Annotated in this window: 17 protein-coding genes; 7 read left to right on the top strand and 10 right to left on the bottom strand. The window is 64.4% G+C overall.

Features of this window, described 5'->3' with window-relative positions; genetic code table 11:
- Nucleotides 1–77: 77 nt before the first annotated feature.
- Nucleotides 78–980 (top strand): carbohydrate ABC transporter permease, encoded by a 903-nt coding sequence (locus BUB39_RS04755; protein WP_073051827.1) that lies wholly within the window; start codon nucleotides 78–80, stop codon nucleotides 978–980.
- Between the two features lie 10 nt (nucleotides 981–990).
- Nucleotides 991–1,824 (top strand): carbohydrate ABC transporter permease, encoded by an 834-nt coding sequence (locus BUB39_RS04750; RefSeq protein WP_073051826.1) that lies wholly within the window; start codon nucleotides 991–993, stop codon nucleotides 1,822–1,824.
- Between the two features lie 112 nt (nucleotides 1,825–1,936).
- Here the strand turns inward: BUB39_RS04750 and BUB39_RS04745 are convergent, their stop codons facing one another.
- From BUB39_RS04745 to BUB39_RS04730, 4 genes are all read right to left on the bottom strand, one after another.
- Nucleotides 1,937–2,860: an ABC transporter permease gene (locus tag BUB39_RS04745; RefSeq protein WP_073051825.1), complete on the bottom strand. Its 924-nt coding sequence runs from the start codon at nucleotides 2,858–2,860 to the stop codon at nucleotides 1,937–1,939.
- Nucleotides 2,857–3,930 (bottom strand): ABC transporter permease, encoded by a 1,074-nt coding sequence (locus BUB39_RS04740; RefSeq protein ID WP_073051824.1) that lies wholly within the window; start codon nucleotides 3,928–3,930, stop codon nucleotides 2,857–2,859. Before BUB39_RS04740 ends, BUB39_RS04745 begins: the two co-directional genes overlap by 4 nt.
- Nucleotides 3,927–5,477, bottom strand: a complete 1,551-nt coding sequence (locus BUB39_RS04735; protein WP_073051823.1) for an ABC transporter ATP-binding protein — start codon at nucleotides 5,475–5,477, stop codon at nucleotides 3,927–3,929. The genes BUB39_RS04740 and BUB39_RS04735 overlap by 4 nt, the downstream gene beginning before the upstream one ends.
- A gap of 105 nt (nucleotides 5,478–5,582) precedes the next feature.
- Nucleotides 5,583–6,641: a BMP family lipoprotein gene (locus BUB39_RS04730; protein WP_210187028.1), complete on the bottom strand. Its 1,059-nt coding sequence runs from the start codon at nucleotides 6,639–6,641 to the stop codon at nucleotides 5,583–5,585.
- 483 nt (nucleotides 6,642–7,124) lie between these two features.
- On the opposite strand from BUB39_RS04730, the gene BUB39_RS25965 reads away from it, so the two are divergent.
- Nucleotides 7,125–7,307 carry a HupE/UreJ family protein gene (locus BUB39_RS25965; protein WP_139251338.1) on the top strand — a complete coding sequence of 61 codons (183 nt, stop codon included), beginning with the start codon at nucleotides 7,125–7,127 and terminating at the stop codon, nucleotides 7,305–7,307.
- Complete coding sequence (locus tag BUB39_RS25960; protein WP_139251337.1) at nucleotides 7,255–7,506, top strand: HupE/UreJ family protein; 252 nt, start codon at nucleotides 7,255–7,257, stop codon at nucleotides 7,504–7,506. Before BUB39_RS25965 ends, BUB39_RS25960 begins: the two co-directional genes overlap by 53 nt.
- An 83-nt stretch (nucleotides 7,507–7,589) precedes the next feature.
- Here BUB39_RS25960 and BUB39_RS04720 read toward each other — a convergent pair whose 3' ends face one another.
- The 4 genes from BUB39_RS04720 to mtnB form a co-directional block, all read right to left on the bottom strand.
- On the bottom strand, nucleotides 7,590–8,543 hold the full coding sequence (locus BUB39_RS04720) for a nucleoside hydrolase (protein ID WP_073051822.1): 954 nt from the start codon (nucleotides 8,541–8,543) through the stop codon (nucleotides 7,590–7,592).
- Nucleotides 8,540–9,883: an amidohydrolase family protein gene (locus BUB39_RS04715; RefSeq protein WP_073051821.1), complete on the bottom strand. Its 1,344-nt coding sequence runs from the start codon at nucleotides 9,881–9,883 to the stop codon at nucleotides 8,540–8,542. Before BUB39_RS04715 ends, BUB39_RS04720 begins: the two co-directional genes overlap by 4 nt.
- 133 nt (nucleotides 9,884–10,016) lie before the next feature.
- A complete protein-coding gene (locus BUB39_RS04710; protein ID WP_073051820.1) occupies nucleotides 10,017–10,574 on the bottom strand; it encodes a 1,2-dihydroxy-3-keto-5-methylthiopentene dioxygenase in 558 nt (185 codons plus the stop codon).
- Nucleotides 10,571–11,218: a methylthioribulose 1-phosphate dehydratase gene (gene mtnB, locus BUB39_RS04705; protein ID WP_244540150.1), complete on the bottom strand. Its 648-nt coding sequence runs from the start codon at nucleotides 11,216–11,218 to the stop codon at nucleotides 10,571–10,573. Before mtnB ends, BUB39_RS04710 begins: the two co-directional genes overlap by 4 nt.
- A gap of 255 nt (nucleotides 11,219–11,473) precedes the next feature.
- On the opposite strand from mtnB, the gene BUB39_RS04700 reads away from it, so the two are divergent.
- The 3 genes from BUB39_RS04700 to mtnK all read left to right on the top strand — a co-directional run bounded on the left by BUB39_RS04700 (nucleotide 11,474) and on the right by mtnK (nucleotide 14,752).
- Nucleotides 11,474–12,520, top strand: a complete 1,047-nt coding sequence (locus tag BUB39_RS04700; protein WP_073051819.1) for a substrate-binding domain-containing protein — start codon at nucleotides 11,474–11,476, stop codon at nucleotides 12,518–12,520.
- Between the two features lie 78 nt (nucleotides 12,521–12,598).
- The gene (locus tag BUB39_RS04695; RefSeq protein ID WP_244540149.1) at nucleotides 12,599–13,408 is read left to right on the top strand and encodes a hypothetical protein; all 810 of its coding nucleotides are present in this window, start codon (nucleotides 12,599–12,601) and stop codon (nucleotides 13,406–13,408) included.
- 81 nt (nucleotides 13,409–13,489) lie between these two features.
- A complete protein-coding gene (gene mtnK, locus BUB39_RS04690) occupies nucleotides 13,490–14,752 on the top strand; it encodes an S-methyl-5-thioribose kinase (protein ID WP_073051818.1) in 1,263 nt (420 codons plus the stop codon).
- Between the two features lie 16 nt (nucleotides 14,753–14,768).
- On the opposite strand, the gene BUB39_RS04685 is transcribed toward mtnK, so the two are convergent.
- Together BUB39_RS04685 and BUB39_RS04680 are read right to left on the bottom strand one after the other, a co-directional pair.
- Nucleotides 14,769–15,953, bottom strand: coding sequence for a low temperature requirement protein A (locus BUB39_RS04685; protein WP_073051817.1), 1,185 nt, complete (start codon nucleotides 15,951–15,953; stop codon nucleotides 14,769–14,771).
- Nucleotides 15,954–16,028: 75 nt separating this feature from the next.
- Nucleotides 16,029–17,036, bottom strand: coding sequence for an ABC transporter permease (locus BUB39_RS04680; RefSeq protein ID WP_244540148.1), 1,008 nt, complete (start codon nucleotides 17,034–17,036; stop codon nucleotides 16,029–16,031).
- Nucleotides 17,037–17,044: the final 8 nt, after the last annotated feature.

Below are 17,044 nucleotides of genomic sequence, written 5' to 3'. Positions count from 1 at the left end.
TCTGCCCCTGCCGCCGTTTTGCCGTTGATCCCAAGACGTGGATGCCCGGATCGACCCCGGGCATGACGGAGAGAGTAATGACCGAGCGCCAGCCATCAGCAGCCCGCCGCCGTTTCCTTGGCGACAATCCCGAGCGGCTCGGCTGGCTGTTCGTCGTACCGGCGCTGGCGCTCGTCATCATCTTTCGCATCGTGCCGCTGATCTGGGGCTTCGGGACGTCGTTCACCGATTACAATGGCATGGTGGCGCCGCGCTTCATCGGTCTCGCCAACTACGCCAGCCTCACGCATGATCCGGTGTTCATGGACAGCATCGTCAACATGCTGATCCTTCTGGCGACACTGCCGATCTGGATCGGCCTGCCGCTGGTGCTGGCCATCCTGATCCATCAAGGCGTGCCGGGCGGCAAGCTGTTCCGTGCCGTCTACTTCTTCCCCGCCGTGCTTTCGAGCGTCATTGTCGGCGCCATCTTCAACATGCTGCTGCGTTACGACGGCTCGTTCAATGCGATGCTCAAGGGGATCGGCCTGTCGCCGGTCGATTGGCTCGGCAACTCGTCGACGGCGCTGTTCAGCCTCATTGCGGTGCAGCTCTGGGCGACCTTCGGCATGAGCTTGCTGATCTTCCTGGCCGGGCTTTCGACGGTGCCCTCCGACATGTTGGAAGCTGCCAAGCTCGACGGCGCCAAGCTGATGGCGACCTGGTGGTACATCGTGATTCCGTCCATCCGCCCGATCATCGAGTTCGCGGCTGTCGTCACGACCATCGGCATGCTGACGTCGATGTTCGGGCTGATCTACGTCCTGACGGCCGGCGGGCCGGGGACGTCGACGACGCTGCCGGAATTCCTGATCTGGCTCGAGCAGGGCCGCATGAACCGTCCAGGCTATGCCAGTGCGATCTCGATGGTGCTGTTCGCGATGATGGCCGGGCTCGCCTTCATCCAGATCCGCATCATGTCCCGCAACGCCAGCCTCTAGGGGAGCCGCCATGGCCGCCGTCGAAACCCGGCAGAAGCGCCTTCTCGCCGTCATCGCGCTGCCGATGGCGCTGCTGGCGCTTTCCGCCGTCTATCCGGTCTTCTTCACGATCAACGCGGCGCTGAAGACACGCAAGGGCTTCGTCCTCGATCGCTTCGGTCTCGCGACCGACGCGACATTCGCCAACTTCGGACAGGCCTGGAACCAATCGCGGCTCTCCGAATACTTCACCAATTCCGTCGTGGTGACGATCGGCGCCGTTCTCGCGCTGCTGCTGATCTCCTCGTTCGCCGGTTATGCGCTGGCCATCCTGCGCTTTCGCGGCTCGAAGATCGTCTTTGCCATCATTCTGGTGTCGTTGATGATCCCGGTCCAGGTCGTGCTCGTGCCGTTCTACCGGACGATGATCGCGCTCGATCTCATCAATTCGCGCGCTGGGCTCGTCATCGCCTACACCGCGTTCTTCCTGCCGTTCAGCGTCTATCTGATGACGGCCTTCTACGCCCGGTTGCCACGCGAATTGTTCGAGGCGGCGCAGATCGACGGTGCAGGGTTGGTCCAGATCTGGTGGCACATCATGCTGCCGATGGGGAAGCCGGCGCTGCTGACGCTCGGCATCCTCAACACGCTCTATTGCTGGAACGATGTGTTGATCTCGCTGCTCGTCCTGCAGGACAAGCGCACTCTGATGGTCGGCATCGCGGCGCTCAGGGGCGAATACACCACCAATGTGCCGCTGCTCGCCGCCGGAATCGTGCTCGCCGCCGCCCCGATCGTGCTGATCTATATCGTCTTCCAGCGCCAGATCGTCAGCGGTATCGCGGTCGGCGCCGTCAAGGGCTGAAGCAAGGCCTCACGGCCGGATCAGGACGCTGAAAGAAAAAGGGATGGCGCCAGGCGGGGCCATCCCTTTTTCATTTCGAAGTTCGGACTGCCGGTCGGCGTATTGTTTTCGTTCAGGCCGTGACGCGTCGCCGGGACGACAGCATGAGCGCCAGAACCGTCACCACGAACGGGATCGTGTGGATCAGCTCGCCCGGCATCCATTTGAGGATGCCTGGCAGCGCAATCGACAGTGCCTCGAAGAAGCCGAACAAGACGGCGGCGATCATCGTGCCGATCGGATGGCGCCGGCCAAGCAGCACAGCGCCGAGCGCGATGAAGCCACGTCCGGCCGTCATGTCACGCGTGAAGCCCACGAAGGAGAACATCGCGAGCTGCGCGCCGCCGAGGCCGGCAAGGCAGCCGGAGGCGATCAGGCCATAGGTGCGCAGCCGGTTGGGCGAGATTCCGGCGGCTTCGGCTGCCGGCGGATATTCGCCGACGGCGCGGAAACGAAGGCCTTCCGGCGTGCGATAAAGGAAATACCAGATCGCATAGACCATGAAGGCCGCAAGCCAGGTCAAATAGGAGTGGCCGGAAAGCACTTCACGCAGGAATGGCCCGATGGCAGGGATATTGCCGAGGAACGACAGGTCCAGAGCCGGGACGGCCTTGGACGGGATATTGATCGAGGTGCCCTTGTCGCCACCCGTCGCATAGGTCAGCACGGTCACTGTGCCGCCCGCTGCGATGATGTTGATCGCAAAGCCGACCAGGATGATGTCGGCCTTGAAGCGCAGATGGAACAAGGCCATCACGCCGCCAAGGAAACCGCCTGCCGCGAGGCCCGCGAGGACGCCGATATACCAGGGCGCATGGGCGGAGACGATGACGGCCGTCAGCGCACCAATCAGCATGATGCCTTCGAGCGCGACGTTCAGCGATCCGACCAGATCGGAAAGGAGGCCGCCCAGCGACGCGAAGAGAATCGGCGTCGTGGTGCGGATGACCGCCGCGACGAAGGTCGCGGACAGGATCGTGGCGATGATCTCATTCATGATGTGGCCCGCGATGCAGCAGTGCGGTTACCCATCAAGCGGGCGAGCATCGCCTTGCCGGGAACCGTGAAGGAGGAGGCGACCAGCAGGATGACGATGCCCTGCACGATGCCGATGACCTCGGCCGGCACGTCGGCGCGGTAGTTCATCAGCGCGGCACCCTGGCGCAGATAGCCATAGCCGAGCGCAACGAAGGGAATGGCCAGAGGCCGGTTGCGGGCAACGATCGTGATCAGGATGCCTTCGAAGGCCATGCCAGCCTCGAAGCCGATCGAGAGCTTGCCATAGGCCGTGCCCTGCACGAAAACCGCGCCGAGCAATCCGCCGATCGCGCCGGCCGCCGTCATGGCGCTCACCATGATAAAGCTCGACCGAATGCCAGAATAGGCTGCGAAGCGGGCATTATGACCGGTGAGGCGCAGCTTGAGGCCCCAGGCGGTGCGATAGAGCAGGAACCAGACCACCACAGTCGTCGCCAGCGCGATGACGATGCCGAGATCGACGCGTGTGCGGGGGATGAAGGCGGGATAGATCGACTGGGCCGGGAAGGGCGCCGATGTCGTCAGGCCGCTCTCGAGTGAGGCGAGATAGACGCGCAGGATATAGTTGCAGATGTCATAGGCGATGTAGTTGAGCATCAGCGACGAGACGATCTCGTTGGCGCCGAGCTTGGACTTCGCATATCCCGGAATGAAGCCGATGAAGGCGCCGCCGATCATGGCGGCGAGAATACCCGCCGGCAGCGCCAGCCATGTTGTGCCAATCGGCGAGAACGCGACGAGTGTCGCGAAAAGCCCGCCGATATAGACCTGGCCCTGCACGCCGAGCGCGAACTGGCGGGCCTGGAAAACCAGGCTGAAGGCAAGCCCGGCCAGAGCCAGCTTGACGGAATCGTCGATCCAGATGCCGATCGTCCGCTTGCTGGAAAGCGGCGAGGTCACGAACGTCTCGAAGGTCGCCCAGGGCGTCTTCGAGGCGAAGAAGATGATGATCAGCGTGACGGCGAGCGCGAAGATCGCCGCCATCACGATGCGGCCCGTTTCGGAGAGGAAGAGGCGGCCCTGGGTCATGCGAGCGCCGCGTTGCGTTCTTCGGCCGATTGTTCGGCGAAACCAAGCATGTAGCTACCAAGCACTTCCGGCGTGACCTCTTCCGTATTGACAAAGGCGGCGACGATGCGGCCGCGATAAAGAACGATCATGCGGTCGGCCAGCGCAAGAATTTCGGACAGGTCGGCCGACGTCAGCAACACCGCCGCGCCCGCGTCGCGCGCCTTGGCGATGTTCTGCCAGATGAACTCGGTGGCGCCGAGATCGACGCCGCGCGTCGGATGCGACACCAGCAGGAGGCTCGGTTCCGACGACAGTTCGCGCGCGACGACAACCTTCTGCATGTTGCCGCCTGACAGCGTCCCGATTGCCGATTCCGGACCCTGGACGCGGACACTGAACTTCTCGATCAGCTTGGCCGCATGATCGCGGATGCTTTTCAGGTCGAGCAGGCCGTGGCGCACGAAGCGCTTGTCGGTGAGTTCGGTCGCGACGATGTTTTCCGCGACCGTGGCGCCACCGGCACTGCCGGTCGCGATGCGGTCCTCGGGGATGTTCGCCATGCCGGCCGCGCGACGCTCAAGCACGCTGACATGGGTGATGTCGGTCGTGCCAAGTTCCACCGAGCCGCCGGAAATCGGCCGGAGGCCGCCAATGGCGTCGAAAAGCTCGCTTTGCCCATTGCCCTCGACGCCTGCGATGCCAACGATTTCGCCGGTCCTGAGGACAAGGTTGACGTCGGAAACGGCATTGAGGCCGTGGTCGTTCTTAACCGTCAGGTCCGAGATGCGGCAAAGATGGGTGTGCGGAATGCCCGGCGCGGCGCGGTTGATCTTCAGCGCGACATCGCGGCCGACCATCATGCGGGCGAGGCTCTTCTCGGTCGCTTCCTTGGCGGCAACCGTCCCGACCATCTTGCCAGCGCGCATGACCGAGATCGTATCTGAGATCTCCAGCACTTCCGGCAGCTTGTGGGCGATGAAGAGGATCGTGCGACCTTGCGAGGTGAGCGATCGGACCGCCGCGAACAGCTCGACGACCTCCTGCGGCGCCAGAACCGCGGTCGGCTCGTCCAAGATCAGCAGGCGGGCATCGCGGTAGAGCGCCTTCAGGATTTCGACGCGCTGCTGTTGCCCGACGGGCAACTGCTCGACGGGGACGTCGACATCGACGGGCAGGCGGAAGCGTTCAGCAAGTTCGCGCACCGTTTCGGAGGCTTTCTTGCGATCAAGCTTCAGGCCGGCGCGCGGCTCGACGCCGAGGACGACATTCTCGGCCACCGTGAAGGACGGCACGAGGGAGAAATGCTGGAACACCATGCCGATGCCGGCGGCGATGGCCGCGCGCGGCGAGTGCAGGACGATTGGCTGCCCCTCAAGGCGGATTTCGCCGGCGTTCGGCTGTTCGACGCCGAACAGGATCTTCATCAGCGTCGACTTGCCGGCGCCATTCTCGCCGACGACGGCGTGGACGGTACTGTGCGCCACCGAGAGGTCGATGCCTTTATTGGCATGAACGCCGCCCGGATAGATCTTGTCGATGCCAATCGCTTCGAGAAAAGGGGTCATGTTGGCCAGAATGCTTGTTGGTTTAGACGCAGGCGTGGTGCGAACGCCCGGCAAACATGAATTCGCCGCCCCGCCAGCGGTTGTAGGCGGGGCGGCGAACTGGCCTTACTGCATGGTCGTGTCGACCTTGATCTTGCCGGCGATGATGTCCTGCTCGGCCTGATCGATCTTGGCGCGGACGTCGGCCGGAACAAAGCCGTCATACCACTTGTTCTTCGAGATGCCCGTCGAACCTTCCTGCAGGCCGAGGGTCGAGGCGGTGCCATACTTCGCGGTGCCGTCGACGGTCTGCTTCAGGATCAGGTAGAGGGAGTCGCCAACGCGCTTCTCGACCGAGGTGATGATGACGTCGGCCTGGGCCGGGTCGGTTGCCGAGAAGATCGTCGCCTGGTCGGCGTCGACGCCGATGGCCATGACCTTGGAGTCACGCGCTGCCTGCAGCGCACCAATGCCCGTACCGCCGGCGATCGGGAAGATCACGTCCGCGCCCTGCTGGATCTGGGCGAGGGCCAGTTCCTTGCCTTTGGCCGGGTCGCTGAACGGGTTGGCCGAGTTGACCGTCGCGCGCAGCAGCTTGATGTCAGGCTTGGCAGCCTTGGCGCCCTGTTCGAAGCCGACGACGAATTCCAGGATCACGGAACCTTCGGTGCCGAGGATCTGGCCGAGCGTGCCGGTCTTGGAGGTGCTCGCGGCGGCGTAGCCTGCGAGATAGGCAGCCGTCGATGTCCGGTACTGGACCGAGAGCACGTTCTCGAAGCCCTTCGAATAGTCCATCACATTGTCGAAATAGATGAACTTCTTATCGGGATGGTCCGGAGCGACCTGCGCCATCGGATCGGCCATGTCGAACGAGCCTGCGATGATCACGTCGTAATCACTGTCGGCTGCATCGGCGAGAGCCGGCTCCCAGTTCGCGCGATTGTAACCGGCCTCGATCGTCTTCACGGTGACCGGAAGATCCTTCATGGCGCGGTTCATACCGTCCTGCGCCGAGTCGAAGAACGCCTTGTCGCCAAGGGTGCCGTTCAGGACGAGCGCCACCTTGAGCGGGTTTTCCTTGGTATAGGTCGTCTGGGCATTGGCGGGGACGGTCACGGCACCGAAACTCGCCGCCACCGTCAACACTGCCGCGCTCTGCGTCAGCGCCTTAATCATCTTCGTCATCGAACTGGTCTCCCTGCCGACTGGCTGTGACGATTGAACGACGTCACGTTACTGAAAAAAACGACCCCGATTCGTTCCGCAGCAGCTCTGTCCGCGCTGGTCCGCGCCCGATGGGCCAACTGATCCTAGGTCGGCGCATTTTCTGTGCAAGCTCAAAATCTGCACCGCCCACGGACATTCGTTGTGCGTCGATCGTGCAGGTCCTGGATATGAAGCCGGCAGTTCCTGCATGCGAACCTGCGCGAGGTGCATGCAGGGCATTTCTTGCGTTCTGTTTTTTCAGCATCTACCCGTTATGCCTACAATCGCTCGGTCGGCCCCAAGGTTGCGCCAGCATCGCGAGGGTTCGGGTCAATGACAGGCTTTGTCATCAGACGTCTTCGCTTACCCTAACAATGATGGTGCCGCCGAACTGGCGTTTGTGTTCGCTTTCCAGCTTGGCGGGAAGCGCATCTTCTGGTTCCGGCAAAGTCCGTTCTCCTGATGGTGCTAGGCGGGATCCTCGGCATGGCTGGCTTCGCGCTTCCAGCCGTAGAGATCGGCATCACGCCATCCGTCATCTGTCTCGGCCTGCGGTTGCCTTTAGCGTCAAGTTTTTCCGGTCGCAGTCGCGATGGGAGTCGTCGGACCGTTTGCCGTCTTCCACGGCTTCGCTCATGGCGCTGAAATGCCTGAAAACGCCGCCGGTCTTGCCGATGCTGCTGGTTTTCTGATCGCGACCGCCGGCCTGCATGCGGTGGACATCGGCTTCCGCTCCCTCATCAGCAAGGCTGGCAGCGATGGGCATTGCGCCTGGCCGGGTCACGGGCGGTCTCGCGGCCGTCGCTGGGCTCAGTCTTCTGTCAGACCTCCCCCAAAAATTTAGTGCCACTAAAATAGGCGTTCCGGCCGCGGCTGGGACGCCTTTTTGACGTGTGCTAGTCGACCGGCCGTCTGGCCACGGCCTCGTCAGTCGTCGGCGAGCGCCACGATAGCCTGCTCGAACAGCGCCTTGAAGGCCGCAGCGTCGACATGCTCGACGGTCTCGATCAGCGGCAGATTCCATTTGCCGGGAAGGTCGAGGATCGTTGCGCCGCGGGCATAAGCGCCGCCGCACTCGACCCCCACCCCCGCGCGGAGGGTGCGCGTGGCGATGCCGCGCTCGATCAGCACGCCCGCCGCCAGTGGGTCGGCCGGCGAGAGGCGATCACCCTCGCCATAAGCGATCGAGACGCGGCGAAGCTGGTCAGCCAGCGCCTTCAGGAAGGATTGCCGCGGCCCGCTGCCGGTGCGCGCGAAGAGTGCGTCGAGGTCGCTCCCGGAAAGCGCAGCTTCAACACAGGGTTCCCACGGTACCACCACGGTTGGCAGAGGCAGCGAGAGCACGATGCTGGCGGCCTCCGGGTCGGCAAGAATGTTGAACTCCGCCGCCCCGGTAACATTGCCGCGGCCGAAGCACGTGCCGCCCATGATCACGAGTTCGCCAACGCCGGCTGCGATCGCCGGCTCAGCCCTGAAGGCAAGCGCGAGATTTGTCAGCGGGCCGAGCGCGAGAATGTCGATAGGCGTTTCCGCCCGTGCCGCCTGGCGCAGCATCGCGCGCAGGAAATCGACGCCATTGCGCGAGACGATACTGGCCGTCTTCGCTGGCCGTGGCGCGCCACCGAGGCCGTCCGTGCCGTGAACGTCGGAGGCGTCGATGGCCGCCCCGATCAGCGGGCGGTCCGCACCGGCATGGACTGGTGCGGTGCAGCCGAGAATGGCGAGCGTCGCCAGGATGTTGTCGGTGGCCTGGTCGAGGCCGACATTGCCGAAGACGGTGGTGACATAATCCGGCGCGCGTCCGAGTGCGACGAGCAGCGCAATCGCCAGCGCATCGTCGGTGCCGCCATCGGTGTCGATGAGCAGAGGCCGCGCCATCATGCAGCCTCCCGGCGGGCCGCGACGCGGCGCCAGAAGATCTCATAGGCCGTCGCATAGTCGGTGCGGATGTCGGCGAAGGCGCGGCGTGTCAGCTTGCGATCATCGACGATCCGTTCGCCAGCGACCCAGACATGGCGCGTGTCGCGACCGGAACCCGAATAGACGAGGAGCGTCGCGACATCCGGGACGGGCGAATAGCCCGGGCCGGAAATGTCGATGGCGACGAGATCGGCCGCCTTGCCAACCTCGAGACTGCCGATCTCATGATCGAGGCCGAGCGCCTTGGCGCCGTCGATCGTAGCCATGCGCACCAGTTCGCGTGAGGATATGGGCTGCGCCTGCCGTTCGCGATGCGAGGCGACGAGGCCGGCGACGCGCATCTCAGCGACCATGTCATAGGCATTGTTGGCCGCGACATTGTCGGTGCCCAGCGCAACGGTGACGCCGGCCTTGCGCAGCGGCACCACGGGGCAGATCGCCTCGCGGCCGGAGCGCAGGCCCGCCGAGGCGCAATGCGCGATCGAGGCGGCTTCCGCCCGGGCGAAAACCGCGATGTCCTCGTCGGAAAGATCGAGGCAATGCGCGGCATGGATGCGGCCGTTGAAGAAGCCGGCTTTTTCCAGCGCCACCGACGCCGTCGTGCCATAGCGCGCCAGTGTCTCTTCGTTGTCCTCGGGGCCGCAGGCCATGTGCAGATGCACGCCGCAGCCGAGGCGATTGGCGACGACGACCTCCTCGGCAAGCAGCGCCTCGGTGTTGTCGACATAGGGGGCATGCGGACCGAACCAAGGCACGATCCGACCATCGGCCGAGCGCTGGCCCTCGACGAAGGCTGTCGCCCGCGCGAGCTCCTCGGCGCCGCGGACCTCGTCGCCGAGCTGGACGATGCCATAGGCGACCACAGCGCGAAGGCCAGCCTTGCCGGCGGCGCCGGCGATCTCCTCGGCGAAGAAATACTGGTCGCAGAACGTGGTGGTGCCGGAAAGCGCCATCTCGGCGCAGGACAGCGCAACGGCGGGCGCGACGTCTTCGGCGACCATTGCGAGTTCAGGCTCGCGGATCGTGTTGTACCAGCCATCCATGGTGAGGAGGCTGTGTCCCTCGGCATGGCCACGGAAGAGCACCATGACGCTGTGCGTGTGGGCATTGACGAGGCCGGGCATCAGGAGATGGCCGGACAGATCCGTGACACGGTCAAATCCACCGATGGCCGGCTGGTTCGAAGCCGAGCCGAGCGCCGCGATGCGGCCGTCTTCGATTGCCAGCCAACCACCCTCGACGATCCGGTCGGCCGGATCGACGGTCATGATGGTGGCGCTGTGGAGCAGTTCTCGTGTCATGCGGGCGGCCCGGTTCATTGCAAAGGGCCGCCAGAGTCGCATGGTTTTGCCGTGAGGCAAGCCGCGATTGGCGGCAGCCTCACGGGAGATGTTCGGATCGCGCCAAGGAGTTCGTTACCTCCTGGAAGAAGCCCTATGCCGCGGCCTGCTCGCCGAAACGGGGGATGCTGGCAGAGATCTTGTCGCCGGTGAACTTGGCGACCCAGCCATCGGGCGTCACGAACAGGCGGATGCAGGTGAAGCGCGGCTCCGGGCCCATGTCGAACCAATGCAGCGTGCCCGCCGGGACCGAGAGCAGGTCGTCGCGGGTGCAGACGACCTGGTAGACCTTGTCGTCGAGATGCAGGTAGAACGCGCCCGATCCCTCGACAAAAAAGCGAACCTCGTCCTCGTCATGGATGTGCTCGTCGAGGAACTTGGCGCGCAGCGCGTCCTTGTTCGGATTGTCGGGCGTGATGCGGATCACGTCGACGGTCTGGTAGCCGGCAGCAGCGGAGAGGCGGTCGACCTCAGCCTTGTAGGCGGCGATGACCTGCTCCTGCGTGGCGTTTTCCGGCAGCTCGACTTCGGCCTTCCAGCGCTCGAACTGAACGCCGACGGCGCTCAGTCGCTCGCCGATTTCGGCCGGATCGCTGGTGGAGACGACAGCCACGTCGGGCTTGCTGTCTTCATAGATGTTGAGCGTCGTCATGGCGTGAACCTCCGATAGGAAAGCTCGAATTCGAACAGCGTTTCGAGCGCTTCAAGATGACGGGCGGCCTCTTTCGGAGAGGTGCCCCAGGCATAAAGTCCGTGTCCGGCCAGTAGATAGCCGGGGGCGAGCAGCGCACCGTCCGCGGTTGGCGCCGCAAGGCGCGCTTCGACGAGGCCGGCGAGGCGGTCGGTATCCTGGTCGTTGGCAAAGACCGGCACCTCGATCGCCTGCTCGTGAGAGGTGATGCCGGGAAGCGCTTTCTGCAACTCCCAGCCCGTCAGCCGCAGTCCGCCGGGACCGGCAACACGCGAGAGCACCGTGGAGCCCGGCGCGTGAACATGGAAGATGGCGCCGATCGACGGATCGCGGCGATAGAGCGCGAGATGCAGCGGCGCCTCCGCCGACGAGCGCGGCAGCAGCGGCGCGTCCAGCGGCTGGATCAGGATGTCGGCGCTGGTGAGAGCGCCCTTGTCGACGCCTGAGCGCGTTATCGCGACGCGGTCGGCGTTGATCCGCACCGAGAAATTGCCCGAGGTCGCCGGCACCCAGTGGCGGAGCGCGGCAGCCCGGCCGGCGGCGATGACCTCGGCGACGGCTGCGGTTTCGCGATTCTGCTCAGCGGTCAGCGGAACGGCAGACAACAGGACACACTCCATCAAGGCGCGCGCGTCGGCATCAGGCCGGCACCCGCTTCAGATAAGCCGCGGCAGGGCTGCTATGGGAGGCGGAATTTCCCAATCCAGCGTCGCGAAAGAGAAAATCCTTCGTTCCACCACCCTGTGTGGCCGCTGTATCAAAAAATGATTGCGATTTCACCTGTCTTGAGGCTGTTCGTTCCGCTGGCGCGGGACTGACGTGGGACCGGCTCAAAGACAAGATCAACGGGAGAAACATCCATGAAGCGTCTTCTTTCGGGGCTGGCCGGCGCCACGCTCCTCGCGGGCAGCCTTTTTGCCGCCCCGGCCTTCGGTGAAGGCCTTGCCGGCGCACCGGCGCCTTTCGACAAGGGCGGTGTTAAGGTCGCGCTCGTCACCTTCATCTCGGGCGGTGACTTCTTCCAGGCCTATCAGGCCGGCGCACAGGCGCAGGCCAAGGCGCTCGGCATCGATCTGCAGATCTTCTCCGGCCGCCAGGATGCCGCCGCCCAGCGCGAGCAGGTCGAGCAGGCGATCAATCTCGGCGTCCAGGGCATCATCATCGATCACGGCCAGCCGGAAGCGCTGAAGGATGTCGCCCAGAAGGCGCTCGACGCGGGCATCAAGGTCGTCGCATTCGACGTCAATCTCGACAACCCGAAAATTCCGCAGGTCGAGCAGAGCGACCATGAGCTCGCCAAGGCCGCGCTCGAGCAGGCGCTCGCCGACAACGGCAAGGCCTTCAATGCCGGCTATGTCTATGTCGCGGGCTTCGCGCCGCTCGACCGCCGCAACGAGATCTGGGACGAGGTCAAGAAGGCCAATCCCGGCATCGTGGAAAAGGCCCGCTGGGGCGCGGTAAACGACACAACCGCCACCTCGACCGCCGACCAGACCAAGGCCGCGTTCCAGGCCAATCCCGATATCACCGTCGTCTTCGCGCCCTATGACGAGTTCGCCCGCGGCGTGAAGCTTGCCACCGACGAGGCCGGAATCTCCGACAAGGTCAAGATCTACTCGGCCGACGTTTCGACCGCCGACATCACCGAGATCGCCGCCGAGGGCAGCCCCTGGGTCGCGACCGCCGCCACCAACCCTGCCGTCGTCGGCCAGGTATCGGTGCGCGCCGTGGCCAAGCTGATCGCCGGCGAGGATCCGGGCCACAACATCATCGTCAAGCCGGTGCTGATCACGCAGAAGGACCTGCGTGACAACGCCATCAAGACGGTTGAGGATTTGGACGCTAAGCTGCCGGCCTTCGGAAAGAGCGACGCAGCGACTGCGCCGTGGATTCCGGCCGTCAAGTAAGCCAGAACCAAACTCGCCAGAGCCAAGGGGGCCCGCGTGATTCAGAGTCTTCGATCCCAGTTTCGGCTTCGATCCTCTTTGAGCAAGGCGGCCCTCGCGGCCGCCTTCGCCCTGTTCACCGCGGGCGGTGCGCTCGCTCAAGAGCCGGACAGCTATCTCATTTCCTATGAGGCGACGCCGTCCGCCGGCTTCGACCTTCCGAAGCTCGAGGCGGCCGGTTATTCCGACCGCGCCGCCTTCGCAGCCAAGGCTCTGGAAGAGATCGTCCCGAAAATCGCTGACGCGGTCGGGATCGATTCCAACGATCTCGATACTGAGGTGACGCCTGGCGGCTATCTGCTGAAGACCAATGCGTCGCTGCAGACCGAAGCCGAGATTTCCAGCGACGAGGCCGATCGCTTCGCGGCTGGCCTCGGCTATGTGTTCCGTCAATATAGCGTCCTGGTCTCAGGCCTCGACGATGAGAACGCCACGACCGGCTATGTCGTGGTGACCTTTCCGGACAAGGCGCTCGATGACAAGGTCGCGCAGGCCTTCTTCGAGAAGGCGGCCTCGGTCGACAAGGGTCTTGGTGGCGGCTACACGGCTTTCGGGGATGACCAGATCTTCCTCAATGTCGTCGGCGACGACGGCAAGCCGTATAGCGGCCTTGACAATGCGGCGTTCCTTGCCGGCCTGACCAAGGCGGCCAGCGAATTCGGCCCGCCAAAGCCGACCATCTCCGGTTCAGGCACCGCGACGGCCCGTTTCATCGGCAACGAATGGGACAAGCAGCCGATGGGCGAGGCCTATATCGCCAAGCTCGGTGGCGCAGAGTCCGACGTCGTCAAGGCGCTCGACGCTGTCGAAGCCGACTACGCCAAGCTGGTCGAGGCTACCTTCAAGTAAGCCGATCCGCTTTTGCCTAACCCGTTTGCATCGCCCCTCGTCACAGAGGGGCGATGTTTGCGTTGAAGAAGAGATGCATCCATGACGCTCGCCACGCCCGCCGGTTATCGCGCGCTCGATGACGCTTCGCTGCGCGATTTCCTCGCCGGCCTGCCGGACCTTCGTGATCGCCTTGGCGGCCGTCCCCCCGACTGGTCGATCATCGAGGTCGGCGATGGCAATCTCAACCTCGTCTTCCTGATCGACGGTCCGGAAGGCTCGCTCTGTGTCAAGCAATCGCTGCCATATGTGCGCGCCGCCGGCGAGAGCTGGCCGCTGCCGCTCGACCGCGCCTTTTTCGAGCAATCCTACTACCGCGCCGTGGCGCCCTATTCGGAAGGGCTGACGCCGCGCTTCTTCTATTACCAGCCCGAGCTCTACGCGATCGTGATGGAGCGGCTGTCGCCGCATATCATTCTCCGCCGAGGGCTGATCGAGGGCCGCCGCTATCCGGGCGCCGCCGCCGCCGTGGCCGAATTCGCCGCCCGCTCCACCTTCGCGACCTCCGATTTCGGCGCGACGCTGGAGGAGAAGGCCGAGTTGATGTCGACCTTCGCGCGCAACACGTCGCTCATCCGCATTACGGCTGAAGTGGTCTTCACCGATCCGCTCGCCAACTCGCCGCGCAACCGCTGGACCAGTCCGGCGCTCGACGGCCTCGCGGCGGAATTCCGCGCCGACAGTGCGCTGAAGGTGACGGTCGCCGAATGGGGCCGCCGCTTCCTGACCGAGGCGCAGGCGCTGATCCATGGCGACCTCCATACCGGCTCGGTGATGGTCACCGAGACCGACACCCGCGTCATGGATCCCGAATTCGCCTTTGTCGGGCCGATCGGTTTCGATATCGGCGCCTTCATCGCCAATCTCGTCATGAACGCAATCGCGCAGGCAGGGCATGCGACCCCGGGCGATGATCGGAAGGCCGAGGCGGATTGGGTTCTCAGCCAGGTGCCGGTGTTCTGGGACACCTTCTCGAGCCGCTTCCTGGCCCTCTGGGACGAAAAGGCGCGCGGCGATGCCTATCCGCCGGCCATGTTCTCCAATCCGGGCGATGCCGCGGTGCTGGCTGGCGCACGGAAGGCCTTTGTCGACCGGCTCTTTGCCGACGCGATCGGCTATGCCGGCGTCAAGACGATCCGGCGCATTCTCGGCTTCGCGCACAATGCGGATTTCGAGCTGATCGCCGATCCGGCCCGTCGTGCGCCGTTGGAAGCCAAGTCCGCGCGGCTTGCCCGGACGTTCCTGCTCGAACCACACAGCTTCCGCACGCCCGACGATATTGTGGCGGCGGTGAAGGCACTATAAGGCGGAATCTCCGTGCCTATCCGGCGGCCGTCGGTCTGCGGCTGGCGCGTAGCTGGCGGGTCTCATAGAGGCAGACGGCCAACAGGACGATCGTCGTCAGCCACCCCATGACCAGGACATTGGTTGCGTGGGCCACGGGCACCAGCACGGCCAGCGCTATGAGGCCGGCGACATGCGAGGCGGGCAGGACGGCGTAGACGATCCTGCGATAGAGCGCGCTGGCAACGAGATAGATGGCCGGACCAGCGATGAGCGTGATCACCTGCGCTATATCCAGATGCCCCAGCGGGTGGGCGAGCACTAGGTCATTGCCGACCGCGGTGACGATGACGCCGGCGACGAGCACCGCATGGACATAGTGAAAATAGGCGCCGATGCGGCCTGGATCGTCCGAGCGGGTGATGACGTCGCTGGCGTCCTTGCTGGACGTGCCGAAATAGAGCCACCACATTGCCAGCGTGCCGAGGAAGGTCGCGAGAAGGCCGGCGACGATCTGCGGATCCCAAGTTGCGGCGTCGGTCATGGTCGCGCCGGTAGCGAGGATGGTCTCTCCCAGGGCAACGATCACAAAGAGCTGGCAGCGCTCGGCCAGGTGTCCGCCTTCGATGGTCCAGTCCCGCGTCGTCGAGCGGCCAAGCCCCGGCAGGGCGAAGCCGAGCATGGGCGAAAGATATTCGCAAAGCACCGCGATCGCCCACAACGCCACGCGCCATTCACCATGGGCCAGCCCGCCCGCGATCCAGAAGAGGGCGGAAATGCAGAGCCAGCCAAGCATGCGTCGGAAATTTGGCGCCAGCGGATGGTCCTGGCCGAGCAGCGCCAGAACATAGATCGTTCGTCCAACCTGGATCGCTACATAAGCGGCGGCGAAGATGAGGCCGCGTTCCTCGAAAGCGCCGGGGATCGCGGAAGTCATCAGCAATCCGAGCAGCATGATTGTGAAGAGCAGCCCCCGGATGGCAGGGCTTTCAGGATCAAACCAGTTGGTGACCCAGCATGTATATTGCCAGCCTAGCCAGACCGCGAACCACAGCACCAGAGTTTCGATAGCGCCGGCAAATGTCAGGTGATGCAGCAACTCGTGCGAAAGCTGCGTGACGGCAAAGACATAGACGAGGTCGAAGAAGAGTTCCTCGAAAGTGACGCGCGCGTGGTGGCCGTCGCGCCGGCGGAGGATGGCGCGACTGTTTGAGCTGTTCAAGATGGCCTCGCATCCATGAAAGAGACCGCGCGGTTGCGGAACTCGATCATGGCGGGGAAGCAACCTGAAGAAAAGCTAGCGCTTCTTTTTCCCGAGCCCGAAGGTCAGTGCAAGCGCGCCGACCAGCACGACGCCTTTGACGAAATCCTGCGTGTAGTAGGGTGCGTTGAGCATGGTCAGGCCGTTCAGCAGCACCCCGACGAAGATCGCGCCGAGCACGGTGCCGAGCACGTGCGGCCGGCGCTTGTCGAGGACGGCGAAGCCGATCAGCGAGGCGGCGACGGCATCGAGCAGCAGCGAGGCGCCTGCCGAAACGTCGCCGCGGCCGACGCGCGAGGCGATGATCAATCCGCCGAGCGAGGCGAGCGTGCCGGAGATCACATAGGCCCAGAGCCGATAGGCCTTGGTCGGCGCGCCCGCGAGATGCGCAGCCGTCTCGTTGCCGCCGATCGCGTAGAACACGCGGCCGAAGCGTGTGCGCTCCATCAGGAACCAGGCGAGCACGGCGACAATCGCCATGACGACGACCGGCAGCGGCACGATGTCGAAAAGGCGCGAGCGGCCAAGGATCAGGAAGGCCGGATCATAGGCGCCCTTCGCCGTCGAGCCGTCGGGCAGCATCATGCCGGCGGTGATCGAGCGTCCACCGGTTGGAATAAGTTGCAGCCCGGCCAGCAGGAACATGGTCGAAAGCGTCGCCAGAAGGTCCGGCACGCCCACCTTGACGATCAGCAAACCATTCGCGAGGCCGATCAGCGCGCCCATCAAGAGCACGAGCGCAAAGGTCTCGCCGGCGCCGAACTGCAGCACCACCATGGCATAGCTCGCTGCCATCACCGAGGAGGCGGCGACCGAACCGACGGACAGATCGAAGCCGCCAGCCGACATGGTGATCGAGACGCCGACGCCTAGGATCGCGACGACCGAGACCGCCTGCAGGATCGAGAACAGATTGGCTGAATTGATGAAGGCAGGCTGCGCCCACCAGAAGCCGACCAGCATGATCGCCAGCAGCACGAACAGCGCGTAGCGCCGCGCCAGCTCGAAGGCGGTGCGGCGCGGGGCGCCTGTCTGGACGGACATGTCGGTCA

The organism is Kaistia soli DSM 19436 (assembly GCF_900129325.1).
Lineage (GTDB): Bacteria > Pseudomonadota > Alphaproteobacteria > Rhizobiales > Kaistiaceae > Kaistia > Kaistia soli.
This window is presented reverse-complemented; position numbering and strand designations above follow the sequence as displayed.